We start from the raw sequence: 25186 nt of genomic DNA, 5'->3' as shown, positions 1-25186 counted from the left end.
ATTATTGAGCTGAGTCACACTTTAGCTTTTATCATCGCAATCATGTGGTCGACCACAATAGTTAACCACCGGTTAGTTTTAGACACTTAATCTCGACAATGAAAATCACGCTGGCGTGGCCGGCTTGGGAGATTAAGATGAAACTGGATAGACGTAGCTTCCTCAAGGGAGCCGGTGCCAGTACTGCTGGATGTGCATTAGTTGCAACCCTACCGGGAACCCTTGCAGCCTTTGAACAACAAAGCCTTAAACCGGTTGGCAGCGAAGTAAACAGTATCTGCGAGATGTGTTCAACGCGTTGCCCGATCTCGGCACGTGTCATTAATGGTAAAAACGTTTCCATTCTTGGTAATGCCGCTGCCAAATCATTTGGCGGTGCCGTCTGCGCTCGCGGCGGTGCTGGTCACAGCCTTTTGTATGATCCGCAACGATTGGTCAAGCCGCTTAAGCGGGTTGGCGAGCGTGGTGAAGGCCAATGGCAAGAGATTGAATGGCACGAAGCCTATCAACTGATTGCCGAAAAATTGAATGGCATCAAGCAGAAGTATGGCGCTGAAAGCGTTGCCTTTTCATCTAAATCTGGTTCCCAACATAAGTATCTATTCCACCTTGCTCATGCGTTTGGTAGCCCAAATACCTTTACTCATGCAAGTACTTGCCCAGGAGCATACAAATACGCTGCATCGGCGATGTACGGCGGAGGTGTAAAGCGTGATTTAGGTGGGGCCAAGTATATTATTAACTTTGGTCATAACCTGTACGAAGGTATCAACATGTCGGAAACCCGCGGTTTGATGAAAGCGCAGACCAAGGGTAAAGCCAAACTGGTGGTGTTTGAGCCACGTTTCTCTATCGTTGCTGACAAGGCCGACAAGTGGTATCCCATCAAGCCGGGAACCGATATCGCGGTGGCATTATCACTGTGCCATGTGCTGATTAACGATAATTTATATGACCATGATTTTGTTGAGAAGTACGTTGCTGGCTTTGATGAGTTTGCCGACGAAGTTAAGCAGTACACCCCAGAGTGGGCCGAACGGATCTGTGAAGTTCCTGCAGCTGACATTCGCCGTATTGCTCACGAGTTAGCGGCAGCAGCACCCCATGCACTGGTGGACTACGGCCACCGAACCACCTTTACCCCAGAAGAGTTTGAACTTCGGCGTGCGCTGTATGCAGCCAATGTATTGATTGGCAACCTTGAACGGAAAGGTGGCCTGTTCTTCGCAAAGAAAGCCAAAACCTACAATCAATTTGCCGGTGATGACGCCGCCCCAACCTTAGGTAAACCTGGAGTTGACGGCATGCCAACCATTACCGCGAAACGCATCGATCAAGTCGATCAGCAGTTCGCTATGACTTGGTCAAAAGGTGGAGTCTATCAGTCGATATTGGATGCAGCGTTGGAGAGCAAACCATATCAACTAAAAGGTTGGGTGATTAGCCGCTCCAATCCAATGCAAACCATGACCGATCGCGCCCGCGTTGTGGAAGCGATGAAGCAGATGGAGTTTGTCGTTTGCTGTGATCTATACGTGAGTGAAAGCGCCGCCTATGCCGACGTGATTCTGCCGGAATCAACCTATCTCGAGCGTGACGAAGAGATCTTTGATAAATCCAGCAAATCGCCAGCCTACTACGTGCGTCAACGGGTGGTTGAAACCATCGGTGATACGCGCCCGTCGTGGCAGATCTGGCAGCAGATTGGCCACGCGCTTGGCTTAGGCAAGTTCTTCCCATGGGAAACCATGGAAAGCCTGCAGCTGGTACAGACCAAGAAAGACGCTAAGTTGCTGCAAGAGATTAAACGGCAAGGTTATATCAGCTACGGCGTGCCGCTGTTGCTGCGCGAACCAAGCTACGTAGCCAAGTTCCAAGCGACCCATAGCAAAGCTCGGGTGGCGGATGAGGATGGCAGCTACGCCAGCGCCCTTAAGTTTAAAACCCCAAGCGGCAAGATAGAGCTTAGTTCAACCAAGATTGAAACGATGGCGCCGGGACGCGGTGTGATTCGTTATCGCGAGGTAACGCTAAAGCAGCCGAATCAACTGTTTTTCATTCAAGGTAAGGTGGCCGTTCACACCAATGGCGCAACCCACAATGTGCCGTACTTAGCCAACCTAATGAACGACAACGCGGTGTGGATTAACCCGATTACCGCAGGTCATATGGGCATTAAGTCTGGCGATAAGATCCGCCTCTACAACGATACTGGCGAAGAGCATGGGGTTGCACTGGTGACGCCAGGCATCCGCCCAGACACCGTGTTTGCTTACATGGGATTTGGCTCAAAGAACAAAGAACTGGCTCGTGCATACGGTCGTGGCGTGCATTGCGGCAACCTACTGCCTCACGTTATCTCACCGGTAACTGGCATGAGCCTACACACCGCCGGTGTCAGCGTGGCTAAGGCCTGAGGAGTAACCAATGACTAAACGTTATGTAATGGTGCACGACGAGAACAAGTGCATCGGTTGTCAGGCCTGTAATGTCGCCTGCCGAAGTGAGAACAGCACCCCTGATGCGGTAACTCGAATTCAGGTTCGGATTGAAGGCCCTCATGGTCACTACCCAGATCTCCACTTTAAGTACCACCGAGTATCGTGCCAGCAGTGTGAGAATGCCCCTTGTGTTGAGGTCTGTCCTACCGGCGCCGCATACGTTGGCGATGACGGCATTATCAGCATTAACAAGGACAAATGCGTTGGCTGCCAATACTGCATCGCGGCATGCCCGTACAAGGTACGCTTTATCAACCCAGAAACTCGGGTGCCTGATAAATGCGATTTCTGTAAACACAGTCGCTTGGCCGAAGGCAAACAACCGGCGTGCGTAAGTGTATGCCCAACCGATGCGTTGACCTTTGGTGATGCTAACGATCCAAGTAGTGATGTCGCCCAGCTGCTTGATACTCGTATCCACTTCCAAGACAAAGCACACCTAGGTACCAAGCCACGGGTGTACCGTATTCCAGGAAAACGCGGAGGGATCAACCAATGAACAATATCTGGGGCTCAATGGAACAATATGATCCAGTTGTTTGGAACTGGATGATCGCGGTCTATCTATTTATGGCTGGTTTGTCTGCTGGCTCAGTAATGGTGGCCATCGGCTTACGCTGGTATAAGCGCAGTCGAGGCCTACCGGTTGAAGGCCTGCCGGTAATTAAGGCGTCGGCGATTATCGGCCCAGCGGCAATCTGTGCTGGCATGGCATTATTGGTTTTCGATCTAACGAAACCTTTTGATTTTTATCTTATTTTACTTAACTACAACCTAACTTCAGTGATGGCGTGGGGGGTATTGGTACTGTTGCTCTACATCCCGTTGATGTTTGTCTATTTTGCACTGGTGTTTCAGCAAGTTCTGCTTGAACGTGTGCCGGCACTTACGGGCCTGATCAACGTACTAAGGGTGATAGAGCAACCGCTATTAAAGCTGATGTTTGTGTTAGCCATTGGCGTGGCAATTTACACCGGCTTCCTATTGTCGGCGATGATCAGCTACCCGATCCTCAATACAGCGGTGTTGCCTGCATTGTTCTTGGCGTCAGCACTATCTATGGGTTCAGCCAGTAATATTCTGCTGGCAACGCTGGCTTTCAATAAATCTGACTCAGACTGCATTGAGCAGGTACACCGCATTGAGTACCCAGTGGCCTTTAATGAAGCGCTTTGTTTGGTGCTGCTGTTTGTTGGTTTGAACTTCTCTGGGCCAGCGGCACAGGCGGCAACGGCTGCCATCAGCAGCGGTGTTTGGGCACAGGTATTCTGGTTTGGGGTGGTTGGTTTGGGCCTTGCGGTGCCGGTACTAGCCAGTACTTTAGCGCCGGTAGCTTGGCGTCACAGTAAAGCCTTTTTGATTGGCGTATCAAGCTGCACCATTTTAGGGGTATTAGCCCTGCGCCACTTCGTGGTATACGCCGGACAGATGTACATTAGTTAATAGTAATTGGCTGGTAGCGTAAGCGAGCCAGCAGCAACAGTTAAAGCCAGCCGCATAAGCCGCTGGCTTTTTGTTGTTTGGTCGCGCTGATGCAGCTTCGGGTAATGAAATCGGTGGCCACCGCTACGTTAATTTGTCTGTTATCAGCAGGCGCAGAATCGCTAGGGTCATAATGGCGATGAGGATAGGTTGCTGCGAGATAGAGCAGATGTAGCTAGCGTGTCGCCATGTTAGCTAAGGCTAACAACAGCGAAAAAGGAATAGATGCAGTCGGTATTGATTCAGGTGCCTAGTTATCACGGCATTGGCAATACAGGTTATGCGGCTCATTTTTCGTTTTCGTGCTGGTAAATAGCACAGAGTGCTGTGATAGTGAGCGGTTGATGAGGCATTTGTTAAAAAGTGCTTTACCTTTTCTCCGTCATCTTTAGAATTGGCTTCGTTGTTTAGGGGTATAGCTCCAATTGGTAGAGCACCGGATTCCAAATCCGGGTGTTGGGAGTTCGAATCTCTCTACCCCTGCCATATTTTACGAAAGAGCCCGCACAGTGTGCGGGCTTTTTTGTGTCTGCGATTTGTGAAAACCTCGTTGATTTGAAGCGGTATTTGGAGCAACTGCCGCCACCTTCCGGTCGGACTACCGCGATATGATCTTCCAAATGCCATTGAGGTTCATATCCGGCTAGGGTAAACCACAGCTAAGATTTTAGATGTCGTATTTTTAGCGAGCTAAAACACCGCCTGACGAGTTTTATTTAAAATCTCCAAGCTTGAGTAATGACAGTAGAGAAGTACTGTCGATGACTCTATCTAGAACTTTGCTTGTGGCCCCCAACAGGGTGCTGAATGCAATAGTTGCAGTGATAACGGCAATATCCATTGCCGTAGTCTAGTTGTGAGTATTTTCACCCTACATCATCCAGCTCTCAGTAATCACGCCATTTCACAATTACGATATTTCACAATTTCAAATTAACGAAATATCGTTTATTGCGATAACCAGATCACAACAAAAGTGGCAAAAAGCCCATTTTAAAGATTGGCACAGTTCTCGCTCTTCTACTTCTGATTGTTTTACTTGCCTATCAGGAGAACCATTGTAATGAGCAAGTCTGAATGTAACCACGCTCGTCGTTCGATGCTAAAAAAGAGCATTACTCTCGCCGCTGGAGTGGGTGCCACTGCTGCAACTGGAACTACGCTCGCAACCCCTTGTGCTAACAAAGGGGACCAAGCCTTCGACCATGTCTACGACGTCATTGTCGTAGGCTCTGGATTTGCCGGAATGTCCGCTGCAGTCCAAGCTGCCGAAGAAGGGCAGAGCGTCCTTGTGGTCGACAAAATGCCGGTATTTGGCGGTAACTCCACTATAAACGGTGGTGCTATGGCCATCGCTGGTTCCGCAACTCAGAAGGAAAAAGGCATCAGCGATAGCGTTGAGTTGATGGTTCAGGACATGTTGGAGTCTGGACGTGGTATGAACGACGTCGAAATGCTGAAATTGGTCTGTCAGGACACAGCTTCCTCAGCCATCTGGTTAGAAGGTTTCGGTGTTGAATGGAAGCCTTTTGTTCAGCACTTTGGTGGTCACTCCGTTCCTCGGATTTTGCAAGCCAAGCAAAGCTCCGGCGCAGGAATCATTCGCCCTCTGATTAAAGCCGCTGAGGCCAAAGGGGTTGAGATGAAAAAACAAACCAAGCTGGAAAGCTTCATTACTGACGACTCTGGTCGTGTGATTGGTTTTAACGCTTTGGTGAACCACCGTTATGAACGTCCCAGCAGTGGTGAAGCAAAACGCTTCGGTGCCCGCAAAGGTGTGATTATGGCCACCGGCGGCTTCGGTCAGGACATCGCCTTCCGCCAAATCCACCAGCCTAAGATGACCGATGAGCTGACCTCCACCAACCATCCAGGTGCCAACGCCGATGCTTTGAAACAAATGATGCTACTGGGAGCCAACCCAGTGCATCTGGATCAAATCCAGCTTGGTCCCTGGACCTCTCCAGATGAAAAAGGCTTCGGTACTGCTTCTCAGTTCAACACCATCGGCACCTTCCCCAAGGGCATAGTGGTTGATCCTCGTAGTGGCCAGCGTTACTTCAACGAGCTGGCAGACCGTCGTGAGCGCGCTACCAAGATTATGCAAAACCGAGATGAAAAGGGTCAGCCGGTGTACCCCATCGGTTTCACCAATGCCGAAGGAGCGAGCCGCGCCCAAACCCTAGAGTGGGGCCTCAAGTACGACGTAATTAAAAAAGCAGAAAACCTAGACGATTTGGCCAGCCTGTACGATATGCCAGCCGAAGCATTGAAACAGCAGGTTGCCGACTGGAATAAGTACGTTCGTCAAGGCAAAGATGAACAGTTTGGCCGTCCTCTAGCCTCTGCAATCGAACTAAATCTCGGTCCTTGGTACGCCGTTCGCATGTGGCCAAAAGTGCATTATTGCATGGGGGGGGTACGGGTTAATGCTAAGAGTGAAGTGTTGGCATTGTTGACCGATCAGCACATTGAAGGTCTATACGCCGCTGGCGAGGCAACTGGTGGAATCCATGGAGCCTCCCGCTTGGGGGGGTGCGCTATCGCAGAGGGAGTAGTGACGGGACGCAACGCTGCGCGAAATATTGCTAATAAGAACTCTGTCACCCTGAAACAGGCTTAAGGATTCCATCATGAAAAAGACATTAGTATCTCTGGTACTTATCACTGTGTTCGCAACCCCAGTGGTAGTGGCCAACCCAATTAAATCTCATCACCAAGAGATTATGTCCGAAAACGGTAAAGTTGATTGCACCATTTGCCACGACAGCCAGAAGGATTTTAATGTGCCGTCTGAAGACGCCTGCATTGCCTGTCACGGCTCCAAGGCCGATTTGGCGGAAGCAACCGCCCGTGACAGTCACGACCATACCGTCGAGCCAAACCCGCACGATTCTTTGCACTACGGTCAGGACCTTGCCTGCAGTTATTGCCACGCAGAGCACCAGAAATCCGAGATTTACTGTAACCACTGCCATGAGTTCGAGTACCCGGCCATGATCCGTTAAAGGCTAAGGCTGATGACGAACTGCCATTAATTAAATAACTACTCCTCTTCCTACACTCCATTAGGAGTGCGGAAGGGCAACAATAAAAGATCTAAATTGATGAAAATTAATGCCCCACTGTTGATCGCCGCAATTGTAGCGACAACCACCCCGTACACCACGGCCGCTGAGTTCACTAAGACTTCCTTCGAAATTGGTTACATGGGCTTTAGCGACACTACCAAAGACGATAACCCTGGTGCCCTTGACCAGCCTTTTATGTCGTTTAATCACATCGCGGTGAAAGCCGAGCAGAGTCTGTTCCAGATGATTAAGCTCGAAAATCCGGACAATATTGCCGGTGACAAGCGGATGGCAACCAAAGCCTTGACGATTTTTCACCATGATTTGGGCAATAGCGCCTTCCAGTTCTGGGGTCAAAACTTCCTAGTGGCTCACAAGGACATAGTTGAAGATAACATTTACCTAGGCGCGAAACATAAAGCCGCTTTTGGGGGGGTCAAGCTGAAGTACGGTGTAGGTATCCATTACACCCACAGTTCATCTGATTTTAAAAATTTGGACTACACCGGTTTCTCCGGGGGCGTGGGTAACATCAATATGAGTTTCCGTGACACCCTCTTAGATTGGCCCACGTTATTCAGCCTAGATTACACCACGCAGTTCGCACGGGATGAAGAGCATGCGGCTGTGTTCAATTACGACGAAGACTACGGTCACCAGATAATCGCGAGTATGGCAACTAACTTGTCTGATGACGTTTTTATCAAAGCTAACCTAAAGCATTATAAAAGCTGGGGATGCACTCCCAATGATGGTGTCGAGTACGGTTTCAGTATTGGTTACGTCTTCTAAATCCAGATAGGTACTCCCCTAACATCATTGATGCTAGGGGAGTAATTCAAATAATCTCAAATTTTTTTAACTTACTGCGTAAGGTGTTGGGATTGACGTCCAATCTTTCGGCTGCACCGCCAGGGCCGTGGATTTTGCCATGGCAAAGCAATAACACCCGGTGCAGGTACTGACTCAACATGGTATCGAGAGGTATGATCTCGATATCGTCGACAGGGGCACTCGAAGTAATCGCAGATACACTAGCTACTTCACCTCGCAAATCAAATTCTAACTTGCCATTTCTAGAAGAAATAACCGCACGGTCAATCACGTTTTGTAGTTCCCTCACGTTGCCTGGCCAGGAATATTCCATAAGCTGCTCGGTATCATATTCGGTCACACCCGAATGGTCGTCATCCGTCAGACGCCGTATCGCTGATTCCAGAAAATACTCGGCCAGTAGCGGGATATCCTCTTTGCGCTCTCTCAGCGGTGGAACATCTAGTGGAAACAGATTAATTCGGTACCACAGGTCTTGACGAAATTCGCCCGTTGCTATCATCTGCGGCAAGTTCCGGTGCGTCGCCGTTATTAGGCGAAAGTCGACTGAGATCTCTCCTGTACCGCCCACCCGAGTGGTCCGTCTGGTTTGCAATACCCGAAGTAACTTCACCTGCGCAGTTAGCGGCAACTCGCCAATTTCATCCAAGAACAGCGTTCCGCCGCAGGCCTGTTCAAAGTATCCTTTGTGTTGGCGATCCGCCCCGGTGAAGGCCCCCTTTTCATGACCAAACAAGATGGAATCGATCAGGTGCTCAGGAATGGCTCCACAATTGACACGGACAAAATTCGCCCCAGAGTTGCTGTGTTGATGGATAGCATTAGCGATAACTTCTTTGCCAACACCGGACTCACCTTGGATCAGTACCGTACACCGGGTGGGAGCCACACTCCTGACTTTCAGCATCACTTCCGCAAGTCCATTATGTTCGCCAATGACTGTCTCAGGCACAGTATCCATGACCTGATCCACACCACGACGTTGGAAGGACATATTGGATCCAGCTTGGCGACGCTGTTGGATTTCCAATGCCGCGATAAGCGCAAAATGACGATGCAACTGCTGAAGTAACTTAGCTTGCGTGTCGTTGTATTGATTGGCTAGGTTGGAGTAAAAACCGATAATACCGCAGTGCACGCCGTCAATGAGTAACCGCACCAGAATTACGGAGCGTGCTTGGGGCAAGTAATTGCTTAGAACCCAACGGGTAACGGGATCATCCTGAACATCAGCTAATACCATCATTCTAGGACGGTGGCTGGACGTCAGACGTTGACACATGAAAGTATTCAGAGAAATCTTTCCTGACTGACTTTCCGTTCCCAACGCATTAACTTGGGCTATGGGCCAAATACAGCGTTGCTGTTTATCAAAGTAATTGATGTAGATGCCATCAAGGGGCATTACGGCCTTCAATTGATTGAAGCAAGTACTGAGAGATGCAGTGACATCCAAGCTAGGCAATCCCATCACTAAATCATGGATTGAAGACTTTAACGGTTCCATAGAGACACAAGTTTATTCCAATTTCCTAGTTCCCTACATCATACTTACAACTAGCTGATTATATTGGTTAAATGAAACTTGGCGTGTCAGAACTAGGAGCAGCTCACAGCTGGGTATTGCTAACAGTAAATGATTTAACTTTGTTGCCAAAAACTCTCAACATCACCTGAATGTAGAGTTCCAAGTGAAAAGAACACTTGTCTTAGTACTCACATCTAGCAGTCATTTACGCATAGGTTTTGCCTATGGCGCGACAGGCATGCCAGTTCTGAGTTAATGCAGGTGATTGCTCACATTTGACCTCACTTAATTCGAACCACCAAATTTGAATTCGGAAAAGCAGCTGCAGAGTTACTCAGCATCGCAGGAAAGCGCTTGGTCACATAGATAAGTTGTCGTTGGTGATGCCGATTAAACCTTACTATAAAGTAGTTTTGAAGGCGCAACCTTAAGGTCATTTCAGGTAGGTCTCATGCCTTCTACACAAGTTTTATTGACTGAAAATGCCTGACAGGCATAGTTGATAATGACGTCATGGCGAGCTACTAACTGCTGAGCAAACGTTCGACACTCAAAGGGCTTCAACACTCTTGGCCATGGATTCCTGAATGCTCTCGGCCTTGAGGTGTTCATCGGCATACATCTTTTTGAGGCGTCGTTTTTCCTCTTCAAGCTCTTTCATCCGAGCCATTAGGGAAGCATCCATGCCACCACATTTCTATCGGCACTTATAAAAGGTGGCGCTGTTCATGTCATGCTCGCGGCAAAGCTCAGGAACTGGCGTTCCAGCTTCCGTTTGCTTGACAATGACCAGACTGTCCGTATAACGCGATTTTTTCACTTTCGAATCTCATGCGTTTAATTTGCGAGGAAATTCTACTTTTGACACCAGTTAGTTGCCGGGGAGGGGACCTACCGGTGTTGATTGCTACCACACCTGGGCATATGTCGATGTAACGGGCTTACTTGCCCTGTTTCTTCTTCATATGAACCACCTTTCGGGCGATGGCCAGCAGCTCTGGCGAGATATCGTCTGCACCGTTCTTAATTAGCTTACTAACATCCCCTGATGAATATAGGGTTCCGCGATCCGACTTGACCTCTAACGAGCGAACGAAGTCTTTGGTTTTGCCGGTGCTACCGGTATCGATGTACTTAAAAATCACCTGCTCGTTGAAGCTTTTTGGCTCTTGCTTAAGGGTGTTAATTTCGTCATTGAGGGCACGAACTTGAGACTCTAACGATTCAATTAATTCAGCAATGTCAGAATAAGACTTCATATGGGAATAGCTCTGTTTTAAGTGAGGAAACGATCAGCCTATGGTAATCATGCTGATGTAAATGTGTTGGCCTAAGCCTGCATTATACAACCAAAAATAATGGTGTAGTGGCTTTCTAATAGGCTCTGAATTGATTGAAGTGCAGAGTAGGGCCATGACGGTTGAGCCGCGCTCTTTGCGCCGTACTCAACCGTTAACGCCTAGATTAACCGCGAGTAGTTATATCGCTAATCGAGGCCGTGATGCTGTATTTACCCTGCTTTGGTAATTCTATCTTAATAGCCGTGCCGATTTCGTTCTGGCCCGGGCGAAGATAGGTATTGGCCATACGCTTGATCGAGCGCCATACCGGGAACTCATCGCTATGCAGTAGCTGGCCGTTTTCACCGTAAATTTCCACTTTTAGATCCAGTTCAATCAACGGCTGAATCGCGTTGTTGTAAATCTCGGTTGGAATAACAAGCTCATCACCGTCCCACTTTGGTGGTGCCAATACCACGGTGTAATCAGACTGCTCGGTTTGTAAGATGCTGCTTGATTGACCAGGGCTAAAGGCTATGGTTTTCTTGGCTGGAATGACCGTTGTTACCACTGGCACGACAACGGGTGCGGGAGCGGGTGCAGCCAAATTGGTAGCAGCCACTGCTGTTGGATTAACCGACGCTTCAGGTTGTGCTTTGGGCACATATTCCCAAGTAAAGTTGTCTTTCAGCAGGATGTGGCGACCATCGACTAACTCAATGGTTTGGTCGGCGCTGGCTTGGAATAGGGCGATAACACCGAGTAACGGTATCCACTTAGTGATTTTCATTGCAGAGTCCTTAATTTTTACTGTGGACAAAGTAACAAATGTTGACGGAAAAGGCTGCTTTAGGGGTTTGATCTTTTGCTGCAGTGGGGAAAATAATGAAGCTTGGCACCATCTGGGCTAATGAATGAGCAAGTCGAACACGGCCTAGGTTAATAAACCGTGCTCATGGCTAACCTGAAACCGATTTTGCAGGGGCGATTTCAGCCTAGGATTAACGCCGCTCTGGGGCGGAGTCTGGTTTGCACGCGAGCCCATCGTTGTCCTCTTGTTTAATCACGATGCATTGCCCTTCAATGGCCTCGCCACGGCGACCTTCAAAGCTACAACTGTCACCTTCGGACAACTCCACGCAAGCTTGCAACGCTTCTTCTGGTGGCCCATTACGAGGACCGCCATCGCGGGCCGTTGCCACGTTGATAGTTGAGAGCATCAGCCCAATTAGGGCGGTGTATTTACAGAGTTGAATAACAGTAGGCATGGAATAGCTCCGATGGTGACTCAAGGAGTTGTTAGCGTATCGAGACAACTCAGAGTCAACATGGAGAGATTGTGCAGAAATGGTGGAGTTGCACCTAGTCGAGTTTGTAACCAACGCCGTAGATGGAGTGGATGTAGTCACAGCCCGATTTAACCGCCACCATCTTTTTACGCAAATTTTTGATGTGGCTGTCGATGGTGCGATCACTGACGACACGGTCATCCTGATAGCAGCTCGACATTAACGCATCGCGAGAAAATACTCGCCCAGGTTGCTTTACTAACGTCTGCAGTAACCTAAATTCGACCGGAGTGAGATCGATAGCTTGTCCATCAACGCGGCACAAATATTGGTCGAGCTGCAGCGTGAGATCGCGGTAACTGAGTTGGTTGTGATCGTTAACCTGAGTGACCGCCCGATTGACTCGGCGTAAGATGGTTTTCACTCGCGCGACCACTTCACGCGGCAGAAACGGCTTGCAGACATAATCGTCGGCTCCAAGCTCTAGCCCCAACAGCCGGTCAATTTCGTCTACTCTGGCGGTAACCATAATGATAGGCACCTCCGAAAACTGCCGAACTTCCTTACAGATGGTTAAACCGTCTTTTACCGGCAACATCAGATCCAAAATAACGCAATCTGGCTGCATGGCTCTTATGATTTCAACGGCATCTGCGCCGTCGAACAACAGCGAGACATCATAGCCATCCAACACAAAGTAGTCTTTCAATAGTTGGGCGATTTTGGCCTCATCTTCGATGATGAGTAGACGTTTACTGCTCATTAAATTGCTCGTTTTGAGTTGGTAGAGTTAAGGTCATTTGCAGTCCACCAAAGCTTGACGGACTGGCGTCTAGGCTGCCTCGGTGTGCCTTAGCGATGTTGGTGCAGATAGCGAGCCCTAGCCCACCGCCGGCGGTACGACGACTGCGGGACTGTTCTTGCCTATATAGTGGTTCAAATAGTTTGTCGCACTCGGCTTGAGTCACACCCGGCGGCGTATCTTCTATCACTAAGACCACGCGCTGTTTTTGCACTGCCAGTTTGATAGAGATCAGCCCCGGTTTATCGGTGTAGGCCAGTGAATTTTGAATCACGTTGCTAAGCAGTTGTTGGATCCGTTGATTGTCGCCGTTGATTACAATATGTGGCTCAACCTGACAGGTGATGGTTATCCCTAATGGTGTCGCTTGACGATTGAGACTGGCCACTTGTTGCTTAACCAAATAACTGAAATCCAGCGATTCAAAGTGGTAGTTAAGGGCTCCCAGTTCAGACAGCGATAACTGATAGAGATCGTCAATCAAGCGTTGCAGTCGCAGCGCCTCTTGCGACAACGATTCAATCTGATTCATATCCAATTGACGCACGCCATCTTTCAGTGCTTCAAGTTCGCCTACTAATACCGTAGTGGGCGTTCGTAGCTCATGAGATATGTTAGCAAACCATGCTCTGCGGGCATTTTGGGCTTCATTGAGAGCCACTGCAAGATGGTCAACATCGGCCATAAGTTGTCCCAACTCATCTTTACGGGGTTGGTGGATGCGACTGTCGTAATCGCCATTGGATAGCTTCGCCACGCCGGTGGCGATGCGATTAATAGGGGCTAAAAATTTGCGGGTGACCAACATGGAAACGATAAACGCCAATACGATAGAGAATAGAGCGATAACCATACTGGTTGACAGCTGCTGTCGTGAAAACGCAGTTTCTTGAGCCGTAGCAAAATGGCGTTTGGGTGCGGTATGCAACTCACCAACCCGGACGCCATCGACCATGATAGCTACCACGATTGGATTCTGTTTATCTGGCGTGGTTATGGCTCCGGCAATCACATTACCATCGTTATCCAGCAGCACGGTTTGCGGTGGCATTGGTAAAGGTGGGCGCGGCCGCGCCTGCTCTCGCGCCTGCTCACGCGCCTGCTCTCGCGGCGGCGGAGTTGGCAACGGAATGCGTTGGGGTAAGTTGGCTTGCCGAAGTAGCTGGCGGAGGCGGTGAAAGTCGACATTCTGCCAGCTGTTATCAGCGCTGCGATACTCCTCAACTAAGATTTCAGATAACTGCTGTAAGCGGTTTTGCTCTAACGCGTTAACGTAGTCGAGAAAGCCGTATTCAAAGCTCCATCGAGCCAACAGTAAGGTGGCGCTAAGCACCATCAAAGTGATGCCGATAAAAGCGGTTAGCAGTCGATGCGATATCGTCATTAATGAACCTGTAATTGGGAGCTGAACGTGGTTAAGCAGTGACGTCGACCAGTCCGTTTTCTGGAGCTGTCTGGGCAAAAATGGCTTGAATTGAGGTTAATGTCTCCGCTTTTGCCTCATCGGAAAGAGTACCACTGGCATAGCTGTCGAGTAAGCTACTTAATTCGGTTGCCATCTCATCGGAGATATCGAGGCTTGCAACTGTTTCGCTGCTTGATGGTGGTGGCGGTGGTGGATTACCGGCCTTGGCCTGATCGCCAATGCTGGCGGCATCAAAGCCGGTGTCGGTCATCATCGTTGCCAGCTCTTGGCTTGGGTTAATGCCCGCTTCGGCAAAGGCTTCGGTGATGGCGATAGCGTCTGAGCTGCTGAGGTTATCTGAGTCATAGTTGGACAGCGTATCAGTAACAAGCTGCTTTTGTTCGTCGCTCATTGGGGTTTCAGTTTGGCGCGTTGGCTGCATTTGGCTGTACGTCGATGAACTAACTGAATTGATCATAGTTGTGATTCCTTTACTTTTTAAGGCGGGGCCGGCGACCTATTGCTGGTCAATAGCACGCTGAAGCGTCATGCCGCAGCGTTGCTTAGCAGGTTAACAACACAACTTGCAGGAAATGTGCAGTCGCGGCAGAGACCAAGTGAAGGTGTTTCGTTAGGTTGTGTGCTAACTCAGTGTTGTTTTTGCCAATACCGTTAAGGCACCAGCTAGGTTAGCCTCGAAACAAGGGGTACAGCCCTATCGCCGTTGATTTACTGCCGCATTGGAGTGTGTTGCGAAGCTGCCCCTTTTGGGGCCGTCGCCATCGCGACATAGCCACCTAAAAGCACCGCAACCGCTACAGCCGAAGGCTTGAGAAAAAACTCAACAGCTAACTACGACACGGCCTTTCGCTAAGACGATATTACAATGGGGTAATTGCGCTGAAATAACGGGGGAGACTGCGTATCGTCCTTAAATCATGGTATCTTTGCCGCCATGAGCAAACTATCCAATAAACTTTCTTTGCGGCACACAGCAGTGCTGCAGCAGATGGGAATTACCCCCTATGTGGTGCCAGAAAAGCCGGCAGAATTGTGCTTGGTTAACGTCGATGACAGCGCCCTTCAGCACCCGCTGATCCTAGATGTGTTAGCGTTGCTGCAACTTGAGCCAAGCCAATGTAAGGTCGCGCCGGAGCAAGCAACGGTTAAAGCCAAACGCTATTGGCAGTTAAAACACGATATGCCAACACGACCGACCCATTTGAACACCGCCACCTTAGCTGAGCTCGCCGAACCAGCCGCTAAGCGTCGCCTCTGGCAGAGACTGCAATCATGGTTGTAACCTTTCAAGCAGCTTCCCCCCAGCGGTTTGACGATTTTTGGGTATTGGAGCAAGCATGCCATCCCTTACCGTGGAGCGAATCCAACCTCTACAGCTGCTTAATGGGCAACTATTGGGGCGAGTTGATGCGGGTAGATGGCAAACCCGCTGGCTTTTATCTATTCCAGCAGGTATTGGATGAACTGACCTTGGTCAACATCTGCGTTAGCCCTGCACTGCAGGGCAAGGGGTTGGGGCAACAACTGCTGCAGCGAGGCATTACGCAAGCCGAACAACGCGACGCCGCAGTGTGTTTTCTTGAGGTACGCGCTGGTAATAGCGCCGCAATTGCTCTGTATAACAAGAGTGGCTTTAACCAAGACAGCGTCCGCAAAGGCTATTACCCAGCAATCGCTAAGGGCGACCGCGAAGACGCGTTGTTGATGTCCTACAGCTTTAGCTAGCATACCTATTGCTGGAATGGGCATAACCTCAGAACAATGTCAGCGGTATTGCTTAGCTAATCGAGTGTTAAGTTGGGCTAGATTTGCTGTGCTATTGCTTCCATCAACTTAAATTGTTGATGGCAACGATTTATCGCCGCCTCATCAAATTCAGCCGCACATTTTAGGCTCACGTTCGCTAGCTGTTTCAAGTTTATGAAACAACAAACCCGCCTATTGGCGGGTTTGTTGTTTAGCTCGAAACCTAAGGAGATGGTTACTTCACCTCTTTCCCCTGCGCCTGCAGATCAGCATGATAGCTGGAGCGCACCAATGGGCCACAAGCGGCGTGGTCAAAACCGATACTCTCGGCGTACAGCTTAAACTCATCGAACTCCGCCGGAGAGACGTAGCGTTTCACTGGCAGGTGGTGACGGCTTGGTTGCAGGTATTGACCAAGGGTTAGCATGGTGACGTCGTGGGCACGAAGATCACGCAGGATCTGTTCAATCTCTTCGTTCTCTTCTCCTAGGCCAACCATGATGCCAGATTTAGTCGGTACGTCTGGGTGACGTTGCTTAAATTTCTTCAGTAGATCCAAGCTCCACTGGTAGCTTGCCCCAGGGCGTGCTTGGCGATACAAGCGCGGCGCCGTTTCCAGGTTGTGATTAAACACATCCGGTGGGCTTTGGCTGAGAATATCCAGTGCCTTATCGATGCGACCACGGAAGTCTGGCACCAATATCTCAATCTTAATATGTGGGTTGAGGGCGCGGATCTCGCGAACACAGTCGGCAAAGTGCTGAGCGCCGCCGTCACGTAAGTCATCGCGATCAACAGAGGTTAGCACCACGTACTTTAACTTCATATCGCGAATGGTGCGTGCCAGTTTGGCTGGCTCTTCGGCGTCGGGTTTGAGCGGCCGGCCGTGGGCCACATCGCAAAATGGACAGCGACGGGTACAGATGGCGCCAAGGATCATGAAGGTGGCGGTGCCATGGTTAAAGCATTCGCTTAGGTTAGGGCAGCTGGCTTCCTCACACACACTGTGGAGGCCATTTTTGCGCATGGCGTTCTTTACTTCGTCGATGCGCTCGCTGGTTGGCGGCAGCTTGATCCGTAACCAATCTGGTTTGCGCAGAATCTCTTCACGTTTGCTTGGTACCACTTTAATTGGAATACGTGCCAGCTTTTCCGCATCACGTAGCTTCACCCCTGGTTGCAGCTTCACTGGTGCATCAGACATGGGGGACTCCTTGTTGTGTTTCGACCTGTTGATAGCCAAGGCGCTCAACAAAAATAGAGGTTAACTCGCTGCCCAGCTGCTGAACGTTGGCGTCTATGCCCACGGTGCTGGTTTGCGTCATGTTCATACCAGCATAGCCGCAAGGGTTGATTCGTAAAAATGGACTCATATCCATATTAACGTTTAGAGCCAAGCCGTGGAATGAGCAGCCTTTGCGAATACGCAGCCCGAGCGAGCAGATCTTATCGTCGCCGACATAAACCCCGGGAGCATCGCAGCGGGGAGCGGATTCGATACCATGCTTAGCGAGCAGGTCGACGATGCTCTGTTCAATTTCGGTAACGAGGTTACGAACCCCCAGATTACGCCGTTTGATGTTCAAGAGCGGATAGGCGACAAGTTGGCCGGGGCCGTGATAAGTCACTTGGCCACCGCGATCAACCGGCACTACCGGAATGTCACCGGTATTGAGCAGATGTTCAGCTTTGCCAGCTTGACCTTGAGTGAACACAGGGGCGTGTTCAACCAGCCATAATTCGTCTGGTGTATCGTCGTTGCGATTATCGGTGAACTGCTGCATCGCTTGCCAGATTGGCTGGTATTGTTGCAGCCCCAGTTCACGCACGATCAGTGTGTGTTCAACCAAGAGAGGGCATTCCTTGCAGGGTGTAGCGGGAGTATACCGAGGCGTTGAATTGATGTCAGCCACGGGGCCGAAACGGCCAAGGCGATTGCGCCAATCGATTCACTTCGTCTGGCGCAATCTGCTGTAAATTAACGATTGTTCGTTAAAGTACGCCCTTTACGCCTTCTAGCTTAGCCAGTTCGGTGTATAGGGTTTCGATCTGCTGTTTGCTGTGGACGGTACAGTTTACACCGACAGAGACGTAAGTGCCTTTTGATGATGGCTTCACACTCGGGGTGTAGTCACCTGGGCAGTGCAGTTGCAATACGGCAACAACGCGATCCGCCAAGGTGTCGCTCTTCAGGCCCAAAACTTTGAACGGGAAGGCACAAGGAAACTCGAGCAGTTCGTCGAATTTAGTCTGCATGGGGATGGCTCCAAAAAAACATTAATAACAGTGTTGGCACGAGATTTGGGGGCGAGGGTGACAAAATTCAACCACTATTTCAACAAAAGCAAAAGGCCATCGAGCGATGGCCTTTTATATCAATAAGTTGCTATATCACTTGGATTGGCGCTTTAGCCAATGAGTGACTTAAACAGCAGTTTGAAGTAATCCATTAGCTTGGAGAACCAGCTACCTTCTTGCACGTCTTCCAGCACCGTTAGTGGGTAGCTGGCGACATCTTTACCGTCGATGCGGAAGTACAGTTTACCAACCTCTTGACCGCGAGCTAATGGCGCTTCCAGATCTTGGCTCAGTTCAAACTCGGCTTTCATGTTGGCAGCTTGGCCGCGGTAGATGGTTACCGGAGTATCTTCCAACACGCCTAATTTCACTTCAGGCTTGTCGCCATACCACATCTGTTGGCTGACGAAAGTATCACCGGCTTTGTATGGGGTAACGGTTTCGAAGAAGCGGAAGCCGTAGTTAAGCAATTTCTTACTTTCAGCTTCACGGCTCTTAGCACTCTTAGCGCCCATTACCACTGAGATAAGACGCATGTCATCGCGCTTGGCTGACGCAACCAAAGAGTAACCGGCGTTGTTGGTGTGGCCAGTCTTAATACCATCAACAGCAAGGGAGCGATCCCACAGCAAGCCGTTACGGTTGTGCTGGCGGATCTTGTTGTAGGTGAACTCTTTTTGTGAGTACAGCGGGTAATGCTCAGGGATATCACGGATCAGTGCTCGACCTAGAATCGCCATATCGTACGCGCTGGTAAGCTGACTTGGTGCGTCAAGACCGTGGGCGTTTTCGTAGATGGTGGCGCTCATGCCTAGCTCGCGGGCCCAAGTGTTCATCAGATCAGCGTAGCCATCTTCCGAGCCAGCTACGTGCTCAGCAATGGCAACACAGGCATCGTTACCGGATTGAACTACCATGCCTTGGTACAGCTCAGACAGCTTTACTTGGCTACCGGCTTTTAGCCACATCAGTGATGAGCCAGCCAGCTTAGGGTTTTGTGCCCAAGCGTTCTCAGAGACGGTGATGGTGTCTTCAAGGCTTACGCGGCCAGCTTTTAGCTCCTGACCCAATACATACGAGGTCATCATCTTGGTTAAGCTGGCAGGCGCACGTTGTTCATGCGGGCTGCCTTCAGCCAAAATCTGACCGGTCTGGTAATCCATCAGCACAAATGAGCTTGCGGCCACGGTAGGGGCGTTAGGGATCACCACTGGAGCAGCAGTTACAGCGGCGCTGAATACCAGTGAAGCGGAAAGCAAAGTTCGTTTAATGAAGGTCATCTTTTAGGCTTTTATCGTTTTTAGGCGCGAGGTGTCAGTTGGACAGCTCGATACTTTAATTAGTTTCAATCGGTTGCATCGCTATCAAGGATCTTAAAGGCGCTGCTAAAACCCGCCGCTTGAAGCAGGTTCAATAATTCTTGGGTGCGAGCGACAGTATCGAACGGACCTAGTTGGAGTTTATACAAGCTGCCCTGCTGAGTCACCCGTGATGGCACCGAATATTGTTTTGAAATCTTGGCCCCAAGCTGGTCTAGGTTGCTTTTCTGGCTACTGGCGGCCAATTGCACGTAATGACCACCGCTGTTGGCGGTTGTTGGCTCGGGTTGGATTTCAGCTTCAGTACCGGGTTTGGGAAAGGTGAGTGCCTCAATCCGGACCTGTGCCGTACCGTGTTTGAGCACATCCAGCTTATAAGCAGCGGCGTAAGACAGATCAATCTCGCGGTCGCCATGGAACGGGCCACGGTCGTTAACCCGAACGACCACATGTTTACCGTTAGCTAGGTTGGTTACCTTGGCGTAGGTCGGCAGTGGCAGCGATTTATGGGCTGCGCTAAAACCGTACATGTCGTAGGTTTCGCCGTTGGAGGTTAGGTGGCCATGAAACTTCTTGCCGTACCAAGAGGCGGTGCCCTCTTTGACAAAGCCTTCGGCACTGGCAAGCACCTTATAATCCTTGCCGAGCACGGTGTAGTTACGGTTGCCACCAGGGCTCATCGCTTCGTAGCGTGGCGCTGGTGGCTCCAGGTGGCTTAAGTCGGGTGCCTCAGTTGGGGCGTGATCCTGACTGATCTGATAACGACTGTTATTGGAGCCGGAGCCAGCACAACCAGCCAGCAGCGTCACAACGATTAGCGCAATCCATTGATACCTCATGGCGTGGCCTGTGCCTGTTTCAGCTGCTGGCTAAATTGCCATACCGCCATCGCATAAAGTGGGCTGTGGTTGTAGCGGGTGATGGCATAAAAGTTTGGGTGCACGACAAAATGCTGCTTGCTATCGGCGCTAATATCCAAGGCCAGTAAGCCCAGTTTGTCGGCGTTGATGCCGCCAAGTTGTACGCCAGCATCATTGAGCTTTGCACTGCTGTGGCTGAGCTTCTTGCCGTTCCACAGAAGTGGCTTCACTTTAATGGCATCAGCCACATCAACCTTAGTGGTTACCGGTTGGCCGGCTTGCCATTTGTGACGGGCGAAGTAGTTTGCTACAGAGCCAATCGCATCGGCCTTATTGTTGAACAGGTCGCGTTTGCCGTCGTCGTCAAAATCGACCGCGTAGGCTAAATAGGACGATGGGATGAATTGTCCCCAGCCCATGGCACCAGCATAGGAGCCTTTAGGTTCATCCAGTTGCCAATTTTGCTCTTGCGCTAACTGTAGGAAGTAGCCTAGCTCTTTACGGAAAAAGCTTTGTCGCGGCGGGTAATGAAAGCCCAAGGTGTAGAGGGCGTCAAGGACCGACCAGGTGCCCTTGTGGCGGCCGTAATATGTCTCTACACCAATAATGGCAACGATTATCTCAGGCTCAACCCCAAAGCGCTCGTAAGCGGCTTCAAGGGTGGACTTATTCTCTTGCCAGAATTGGGTGCCAGCGGCCAAGCGCTCTTCTGTTAAGAACAGTTTGCGGTATTGGTACCACGGCTTGGCTTCCCAAGGGCGGGTAATGGAGTCGATGATCTTTTGCTGCTTTTGCGCCTTCGATAAGGCGTGGTGCAGCATTTCACTATCTACTCCCTTCGCTTGCCAGTCGGTCACGAACTGCTGTTCGGCATCGGATTGGTCAGCGGCAGCGGCGGTTAAGCTACAGCCCAATATCGCGGCGGTGATAACGGCGGTTTTGAGTCCTTTCATAACTTCCTTAACTACTGATAAAGCGACGATGGGTATGAATTCCCATCAGAATGCCAAAGCCGGCCATCAATGTCAGCATCGATGTGCCGCCGTAGGACACAAGTGGCAGCGGCACCCCTACTACTGGCAGCAAGCCAGACACCATACCGATGTTTACAAACAGGTAAACGAAGAAGGTCAGGGTGATTGAGCCGGCCAACAATCGTGCAAATGGGGTTTGCGCTTGTGCCGCAATAACCAACCCACGACCGATGATAAACAGGTACATCCCCAGCAGGAGAATCACCCCTAAGAAACCAAACTCTTCACCTAATACAGCGAAGATGAAATCGGTGTGGCGTTCCGGCAGGAAATCGAGTTGCGACTGAGTGCCGTGAAGCCAGCCTTTACCATCAACGCCACCGGAGCCAATGGCGATCTTCGATTGAATGATGTGGTAGCCAGCACCAAGAGGATCTTTCTCTGGATCGAGCAGGGTCATCACTCGGGTGCGTTGGTAATCCTTCATCAAGTAGAACCACAGCACCGGCAAAAAGGCGAGCACAGCAACGACACAGAAGCCGATAACGCCCCAGCTCATGCCAGATAAGAATAAGACGAACACGCCGGATGCCGCCACCAAAATGGAGGTGCCAAGATCCGGTTGGGAGGCGATAAGCAACGTCGGCACCAGCAGAATTGCAGCACCACCAAGCAGATATCGCTTTTTCGGTGGCAGCGGAAACTGACTAATGTACCAAGCCATCATGATCGGGAATGCCAGCTTCATGATCTCTGATGGCTGGAACTCCATAAAGCCGAGGTTCAACCAGCGTTTAGCGCCCTTATTAACTTCACCAAAGAAGGTCACCGCGAGCAACAAGCACACGCCAACGAGAAAGATCGGCAATGCCCAGCGGCGGAATATCTCTGGGTTAAACTGGGCGAGAAAAAACATTACCCCAAGGCCGAGGCCAATTCGGACTAACTGTTTCTCCAGCATAAATAAGCTTTCGCCGCTGGCACTGTAGAGCACCATCAGACCGTAGCCCATCAGCAGTAATAAGCCGCAAAGTAACGGCAGGTCAATATGCAGACGTTGCCACAAGGTTGGACGACGTTGTCCTGAATTAACCATTACGGCGTGTCCTTAGCAATCAAGAATTCATCAAACAGAGCGCGAGCCACAGGGCCAGCGTTAGCGCCACCCCAACCGGCGTTTTCCAGTACCACCGCAATGGTAATTTGCGGGTCATCAAACGGCGCGTAGCCAACAAATAGGGCGTTATCGCGGAGGAATTCAGAAACCTGGTCTTCGTCGTATTCGGCATCTTCAGCGACCCCAAAGACCTGCCCAGTACCGGTTTTTACTGCAGATTTGTATGGGGCGTCGTTAAACAAGCGATAACCACTGCCACCACTGCGGTGGGCGGTTAGGTACATTGCCCGTTGCACACTCTGCCATGACTCCGGCCGCTGTAGCTCGATTGGCGGTTTTTCCGGTGGCGCTTCTTGGGCTATCTGACCATCTTGACCGGTCGCCTGCAAAAAGTGTGGCACTAGGCGACGACCGCTGTTAGCCAACATAGCTGTAGAGCTGGCTAACTGCAGTGGTGTGGTGGTCCAGTAACCTTGGCCAATACCAACCGAGATGGTGTCACCGATGTACCATGGCTCTTTGTATTTACGCTCTTTCCACTCGCGGCTTGGTAGGTTGCCAGTGGACTCTTCAAATAAATCGATGCCGGTGTTTTGGCCAAAGCCAAACTCGTACATGAAGTTGCTAATGTTGTTAATACCGGTGTTGTAGGCCAACTCATAGAAATAGATATCGCAGGAGCTGGTAATGGCTTTATTGAGATCAACCCAGCCGTGGCCCCACTTTTTCCAGTCACGGTATTTGCGCTCGACGTTGGGGATCTGCCACCAACCGGGATCCCACACCTTGGTTTTCTCGGTAACCACTTCTTTTTCCAAACCAAGCAGCGCTAATAGCGGCTTAACGGTTGAAGCGGGGGCGTATTGCCCTTGGGTGGCGCGGTTGATCAGTGGACGGTCACGGTCGTTGAGCAGTTCGCCGTATTTTTTGCCGGAGATCCCGCCAACAAAGAGGTTAGGATCGTAGCTTGGGCTCGACACCATCGCCAACACTCCGCCGGTTTTCGGGTCCATCGCTACCACTGCGCCCCGTCGACCTGCGAGCATCTCTTCAGCTTTGAGCTGCAGTGGTAAATCTAGGGTTAGGTGCAAGTCTTGGCCCGCTACCGGAGCTTGGCCACTGATGGTACGGACGATGCGGCCACGGTTGTTTACCTCAACCTCTTTCATGCCAGGTTCACCGTGAAGAATGCTCTCGTAGTAGCGTTCGATCCCCTGTTTACCAATGCGTTTGGTTGCAGCATAACGGGCGCTTTCATCAATCTCGTCGATGCGCTTAAGATCTTTTGAGTTGATACGGGCAACGTAGCCAAGCAAGTGAGTCAAGCTTTGGCTATGGGGGTAGCTGCGGGTTAAGCCCGCCTCAACTGCAAAACCGGGGAAACGGTGGCTGTTAACCGCAAACATCGCTACATCTTGTTCGCTTAAGCGGTTGAGCAGAGTAATAGGTTTAAAGCGGCGATGTCCTTTAAGGCGCTCTTCAAAGTGTTTTTTATCTTCATCGGAGAGCAACAATACCGTTTGCAAGTCTTCCAGCTGTGCCTGCATATCAACGACTTGTTCTGGCACCACATCAAGTGAGAATGTTGGTTGGTTATCGGCCAACAGGATGCCGTTGCGATCGTAGATAAGGCCACGGTTTGGGGCAACGGGGATTAAGCGAATGCGGTTGTCATTCGAGCGGGTTTGAAACGACTTATGCTCAATCACTTGGAGGTTGTAGAGGTTGCCAAGGAGTAAACCGACTAGCGCGATAACAAACATAAAACCGACGATGGCTCGACGGCTAAATAGGGCGGTTTCTGCTGCGTGATCTCGCAGGGCTGCACGCTGTTTATAGCGTCTCATTCGCGGTGATAAGGGTGATTGTTGTTAATACTCCAAGCCCGATAGAGGCTTTCGGCCATCACGATGCGCACCATCGGGTGGGGCATAGTGAGATTGGACAATGACCAGCTTTGTTCCGCCGCTTGTTTAACGGCAGGAGCTAACCCTTCTGGGCCACCAATCATAATTGCGACGTCGCGGCCGTCCAGTTGCCAGCGTGTCAGTTGTTTAGCCAATTGTGGTGTATCCCACGGCTTACCGGGGATGTCCAAGGTGACGATATGACAGCCTTGAGACGCCGCTAACATCGCCTCACCTTCTTTTTCAAGAATGCGTGGGATATCGGCATTTTTGCCCCGTTTTCCCGCAGGGATCTCAACCAATTGCAGGCTGAGATCCCGTGGGAAACGGCGCTGATACTCAGTAAAGCCTTCGGTTACCCATTTGGGCATTTTGGTGCCGACGGCGATCAGTTTCAGCTTCATTTAGTTTCCTGGCTTAGCGCCCCACAGCTTCTCAAGCTGGTAAAGGTCGCGAGTTTGTTCTTGCATCACGTGCAGCACAACGCTGGACAGATCAACAAGTGCCCAATCGCCGTCTTGAGTTCCTTCAATACCTAGCGGGGCAAAATCAGCACGTTTGGCTTCCAATCCGACGTGTTCAGCGATAGAGCGCACGTGAGTTTTCGACGTACCTGTACAAACGACCATAAAGTCGGTGATGTCAGAACGGTCGCTCACGTCCAATACTACGATATCGCGGGCTTTAAGATCTTCAATCTTATCAATAACAAAGTCTTTCAGTTCGGTTGGTTGCACCGGATAAACCTCAAT

General features: G+C 50.4%; 25 protein-coding genes, 1 tRNA gene and 1 pseudogene. 9 read left to right on the top strand and 18 right to left on the bottom strand.

The window, feature by feature from the left end:
• The first annotated feature begins 137 nt into the window (after window positions 1–137).
• From phsA to HER31_RS12290, 7 genes are all read left to right on the top strand, one after another.
• Window positions 138–2417 (top strand): thiosulfate reductase PhsA, encoded by a 2280-nt coding sequence (gene phsA, locus HER31_RS12320; RefSeq protein WP_168660868.1) that lies wholly within the window; start codon window positions 138–140, stop codon window positions 2415–2417.
• 10 nt (window positions 2418–2427) lie between these two features.
• A complete protein-coding gene (locus HER31_RS12315; protein WP_168660867.1) occupies window positions 2428–3000 on the top strand; it encodes a 4Fe-4S dicluster domain-containing protein in 573 nt (190 codons plus the stop codon).
• Complete coding sequence (gene nrfD / locus HER31_RS12310) at window positions 2997–3944, top strand: NrfD/PsrC family molybdoenzyme membrane anchor subunit (RefSeq protein ID WP_168660866.1); 948 nt, start codon at window positions 2997–2999, stop codon at window positions 3942–3944. Before HER31_RS12315 ends, nrfD begins: the two co-directional genes overlap by 4 nt.
• A 448-nt stretch (window positions 3945–4392) precedes the next feature.
• Window positions 4393–4469, top strand: a tRNA-Trp gene (locus HER31_RS12305).
• Between the two features lie 577 nt (window positions 4470–5046).
• Window positions 5047–6606: a flavocytochrome c gene (locus HER31_RS12300; RefSeq protein ID WP_168660865.1), complete on the top strand. Its 1560-nt coding sequence runs from the start codon at window positions 5047–5049 to the stop codon at window positions 6604–6606.
• 10 nt (window positions 6607–6616) lie between these two features.
• Complete coding sequence (locus tag HER31_RS12295) at window positions 6617–6991, top strand: cytochrome c3 family protein (RefSeq protein WP_168660864.1); 375 nt, start codon at window positions 6617–6619, stop codon at window positions 6989–6991.
• A gap of 99 nt (window positions 6992–7090) precedes the next feature.
• Window positions 7091–7846, top strand: a complete 756-nt coding sequence (locus HER31_RS12290) for a nucleoside-specific channel-forming Tsx family protein (protein WP_168660863.1) — start codon at window positions 7091–7093, stop codon at window positions 7844–7846.
• A gap of 46 nt (window positions 7847–7892) precedes the next feature.
• Here the strand turns inward: HER31_RS12290 and HER31_RS12285 are convergent, their stop codons facing one another.
• From HER31_RS12285 to HER31_RS12250, 8 genes and pseudogenes are all read right to left on the bottom strand, one after another.
• Complete coding sequence (locus tag HER31_RS12285; RefSeq protein WP_168660862.1) at window positions 7893–9395, bottom strand: sigma-54 interaction domain-containing protein; 1503 nt, start codon at window positions 9393–9395, stop codon at window positions 7893–7895.
• A gap of 483 nt (window positions 9396–9878) precedes the next feature.
• Window positions 9879–10236 (bottom strand): annotated as a pseudogene (locus tag HER31_RS12280) (transposase); the annotation flags it as partial.
• A gap of 121 nt (window positions 10237–10357) precedes the next feature.
• Window positions 10358–10675: a hypothetical protein gene (locus HER31_RS12275; RefSeq protein WP_168660861.1), complete on the bottom strand. Its 318-nt coding sequence runs from the start codon at window positions 10673–10675 to the stop codon at window positions 10358–10360.
• Between the two features lie 205 nt (window positions 10676–10880).
• Window positions 10881–11486 (bottom strand): DUF3157 family protein, encoded by a 606-nt coding sequence (locus HER31_RS12270; protein ID WP_168660860.1) that lies wholly within the window; start codon window positions 11484–11486, stop codon window positions 10881–10883.
• Between the two features lie 211 nt (window positions 11487–11697).
• Window positions 11698–11964 carry a hypothetical protein gene (locus HER31_RS12265; protein WP_168660859.1) on the bottom strand — a complete coding sequence of 89 codons (267 nt, stop codon included), beginning with the start codon at window positions 11962–11964 and terminating at the stop codon, window positions 11698–11700.
• Window positions 11965–12058: 94 nt separating this feature from the next.
• Complete coding sequence (locus tag HER31_RS12260; protein ID WP_168660858.1) at window positions 12059–12748, bottom strand: response regulator; 690 nt, start codon at window positions 12746–12748, stop codon at window positions 12059–12061.
• Window positions 12738–14171, bottom strand: a complete 1434-nt coding sequence (locus tag HER31_RS12255) for an ATP-binding protein (RefSeq protein WP_168660857.1) — start codon at window positions 14169–14171, stop codon at window positions 12738–12740. The genes HER31_RS12260 and HER31_RS12255 overlap by 11 nt, the downstream gene beginning before the upstream one ends.
• Before the next feature lie 31 nt (window positions 14172–14202).
• A complete protein-coding gene (locus tag HER31_RS12250) occupies window positions 14203–14670 on the bottom strand; it encodes a hypothetical protein (RefSeq protein WP_168660856.1) in 468 nt (155 codons plus the stop codon).
• Window positions 14671–15147: 477 nt separating this feature from the next.
• Between HER31_RS12250 and HER31_RS12245 the strand changes: the two genes are divergently transcribed.
• Both HER31_RS12245 and rimI read left to right on the top strand, forming a co-directional pair.
• Window positions 15148–15495 carry a DNA polymerase III subunit psi gene (locus HER31_RS12245; RefSeq protein WP_168660855.1) on the top strand — a complete coding sequence of 116 codons (348 nt, stop codon included), beginning with the start codon at window positions 15148–15150 and terminating at the stop codon, window positions 15493–15495.
• On the top strand, window positions 15486–15938 hold the full coding sequence (rimI, locus tag HER31_RS12240) for a ribosomal protein S18-alanine N-acetyltransferase (protein ID WP_168660854.1): 453 nt from the start codon (window positions 15486–15488) through the stop codon (window positions 15936–15938). Before HER31_RS12245 ends, rimI begins: the two co-directional genes overlap by 10 nt.
• Before the next feature lie 256 nt (window positions 15939–16194).
• Here rimI and lipA read toward each other — a convergent pair whose 3' ends face one another.
• From lipA to rsfS, 10 genes are all read right to left on the bottom strand, one after another.
• Window positions 16195–17163: a lipoyl synthase gene (lipA, locus tag HER31_RS12235; protein WP_168660853.1), complete on the bottom strand. Its 969-nt coding sequence runs from the start codon at window positions 17161–17163 to the stop codon at window positions 16195–16197.
• Entirely contained in the window at window positions 17156–17809 is a 654-nt protein-coding gene (gene lipB / locus HER31_RS12230; RefSeq protein WP_168660852.1) for a lipoyl(octanoyl) transferase LipB, read from the bottom strand. Before lipB ends, lipA begins: the two co-directional genes overlap by 8 nt.
• Before the next feature lie 142 nt (window positions 17810–17951).
• Window positions 17952–18215 carry a DUF493 family protein YbeD gene (gene ybeD / locus HER31_RS12225; protein ID WP_168660851.1) on the bottom strand — a complete coding sequence of 88 codons (264 nt, stop codon included), beginning with the start codon at window positions 18213–18215 and terminating at the stop codon, window positions 17952–17954.
• A gap of 152 nt (window positions 18216–18367) precedes the next feature.
• Entirely contained in the window at window positions 18368–19537 is a 1170-nt protein-coding gene (locus HER31_RS12220; protein ID WP_168660850.1) for a serine hydrolase, read from the bottom strand.
• Window positions 19538–19602: 65 nt separating this feature from the next.
• The gene (locus HER31_RS12215; RefSeq protein ID WP_168660849.1) at window positions 19603–20415 is read right to left on the bottom strand and encodes a septal ring lytic transglycosylase RlpA family protein; all 813 of its coding nucleotides are present in this window, start codon (window positions 20413–20415) and stop codon (window positions 19603–19605) included.
• Window positions 20412–21389: a lytic murein transglycosylase B gene (gene mltB, locus HER31_RS12210; RefSeq protein ID WP_168660848.1), complete on the bottom strand. Its 978-nt coding sequence runs from the start codon at window positions 21387–21389 to the stop codon at window positions 20412–20414. Before mltB ends, HER31_RS12215 begins: the two co-directional genes overlap by 4 nt.
• Before the next feature lie 7 nt (window positions 21390–21396).
• Complete coding sequence (gene rodA, locus HER31_RS12205; protein WP_168660847.1) at window positions 21397–22506, bottom strand: rod shape-determining protein RodA; 1110 nt, start codon at window positions 22504–22506, stop codon at window positions 21397–21399.
• Window positions 22506–24374, bottom strand: coding sequence for a penicillin-binding protein 2 (gene mrdA / locus HER31_RS12200; protein ID WP_168660846.1), 1869 nt, complete (start codon window positions 24372–24374; stop codon window positions 22506–22508). The genes rodA and mrdA overlap by 1 nt, the downstream gene beginning before the upstream one ends.
• Window positions 24371–24838, bottom strand: coding sequence for a 23S rRNA (pseudouridine(1915)-N(3))-methyltransferase RlmH (rlmH, locus tag HER31_RS12195; RefSeq protein ID WP_168660845.1), 468 nt, complete (start codon window positions 24836–24838; stop codon window positions 24371–24373). The genes mrdA and rlmH overlap by 4 nt, the downstream gene beginning before the upstream one ends.
• Window positions 24839–25171 (bottom strand): ribosome silencing factor, encoded by a 333-nt coding sequence (rsfS, locus tag HER31_RS12190; RefSeq protein WP_168660844.1) that lies wholly within the window; start codon window positions 25169–25171, stop codon window positions 24839–24841.
• Window positions 25172–25186: the final 15 nt, after the last annotated feature.

Source organism: Ferrimonas lipolytica (genome assembly GCF_012295575.1).
GTDB classification, from domain to species: Bacteria; Pseudomonadota; Gammaproteobacteria; order Enterobacterales; family Shewanellaceae; genus Ferrimonas; species Ferrimonas lipolytica.
This window is presented reverse-complemented; position numbering and strand designations above follow the sequence as displayed.

Bases quoted from the DNA above. Each gene is read 5' to 3' on its own strand.
- HER31_RS12290 (WP_168660863.1), top strand. From the start codon at position 7,091: ATGAAAATTAATGCCCCACTGTTGATCGCCGCAATTGTAGCGACAACC.
- HER31_RS12260 (WP_168660858.1), bottom strand. From the start codon at position 12,748: ATGAGCAGTAAACGTCTACTCATCATCGAAGATGAGGCCAAAATCGCC.
- rimI (WP_168660854.1), top strand. From the start codon at position 15,486: ATGGTTGTAACCTTTCAAGCAGCTTCCCCCCAGCGGTTTGACGATTTT.
- HER31_RS12285 (WP_168660862.1), bottom strand. From the start codon at position 9,395: ATGGAACCGTTAAAGTCTTCAATCCATGATTTAGTGATGGGATTGCCT.
- lipA (WP_168660853.1), bottom strand. From the start codon at position 17,163: ATGTCTGATGCACCAGTGAAGCTGCAACCAGGGGTGAAGCTACGTGAT.
- HER31_RS12295 (WP_168660864.1), top strand. From the start codon at position 6,617: ATGAAAAAGACATTAGTATCTCTGGTACTTATCACTGTGTTCGCAACC.
- nrfD (WP_168660866.1), top strand. From the start codon at position 2,997: ATGAACAATATCTGGGGCTCAATGGAACAATATGATCCAGTTGTTTGG.
- HER31_RS12270 (WP_168660860.1), bottom strand. From the start codon at position 11,486: ATGAAAATCACTAAGTGGATACCGTTACTCGGTGTTATCGCCCTATTC.
- phsA (WP_168660868.1), top strand. From the start codon at position 138: ATGAAACTGGATAGACGTAGCTTCCTCAAGGGAGCCGGTGCCAGTACT.
- HER31_RS12255 (WP_168660857.1), bottom strand. From the start codon at position 14,171: ATGACGATATCGCATCGACTGCTAACCGCTTTTATCGGCATCACTTTG.
- HER31_RS12220 (WP_168660850.1), bottom strand. From the start codon at position 19,537: ATGACCTTCATTAAACGAACTTTGCTTTCCGCTTCACTGGTATTCAGC.
- HER31_RS12275 (WP_168660861.1), bottom strand. From the start codon at position 10,675: ATGAAGTCTTATTCTGACATTGCTGAATTAATTGAATCGTTAGAGTCT.
- HER31_RS12215 (WP_168660849.1), bottom strand. From the start codon at position 20,415: ATGAGGTATCAATGGATTGCGCTAATCGTTGTGACGCTGCTGGCTGGT.
- HER31_RS12245 (WP_168660855.1), top strand. From the start codon at position 15,148: ATGAGCAAACTATCCAATAAACTTTCTTTGCGGCACACAGCAGTGCTG.
- rlmH (WP_168660845.1), bottom strand. From the start codon at position 24,838: ATGAAGCTGAAACTGATCGCCGTCGGCACCAAAATGCCCAAATGGGTA.
- HER31_RS12265 (WP_168660859.1), bottom strand. From the start codon at position 11,964: ATGCCTACTGTTATTCAACTCTGTAAATACACCGCCCTAATTGGGCTG.
- mrdA (WP_168660846.1), bottom strand. From the start codon at position 24,374: ATGAGACGCTATAAACAGCGTGCAGCCCTGCGAGATCACGCAGCAGAA.
- ybeD (WP_168660851.1), bottom strand. From the start codon at position 18,215: ATGCAGACTAAATTCGACGAACTGCTCGAGTTTCCTTGTGCCTTCCCG.
- HER31_RS12250 (WP_168660856.1), bottom strand. From the start codon at position 14,670: ATGATCAATTCAGTTAGTTCATCGACGTACAGCCAAATGCAGCCAACG.
- HER31_RS12300 (WP_168660865.1), top strand. From the start codon at position 5,047: ATGAGCAAGTCTGAATGTAACCACGCTCGTCGTTCGATGCTAAAAAAG.
- HER31_RS12315 (WP_168660867.1), top strand. From the start codon at position 2,428: ATGACTAAACGTTATGTAATGGTGCACGACGAGAACAAGTGCATCGGT.
- mltB (WP_168660848.1), bottom strand. From the start codon at position 21,389: ATGAAAGGACTCAAAACCGCCGTTATCACCGCCGCGATATTGGGCTGT.
- rodA (WP_168660847.1), bottom strand. From the start codon at position 22,506: ATGGTTAATTCAGGACAACGTCGTCCAACCTTGTGGCAACGTCTGCAT.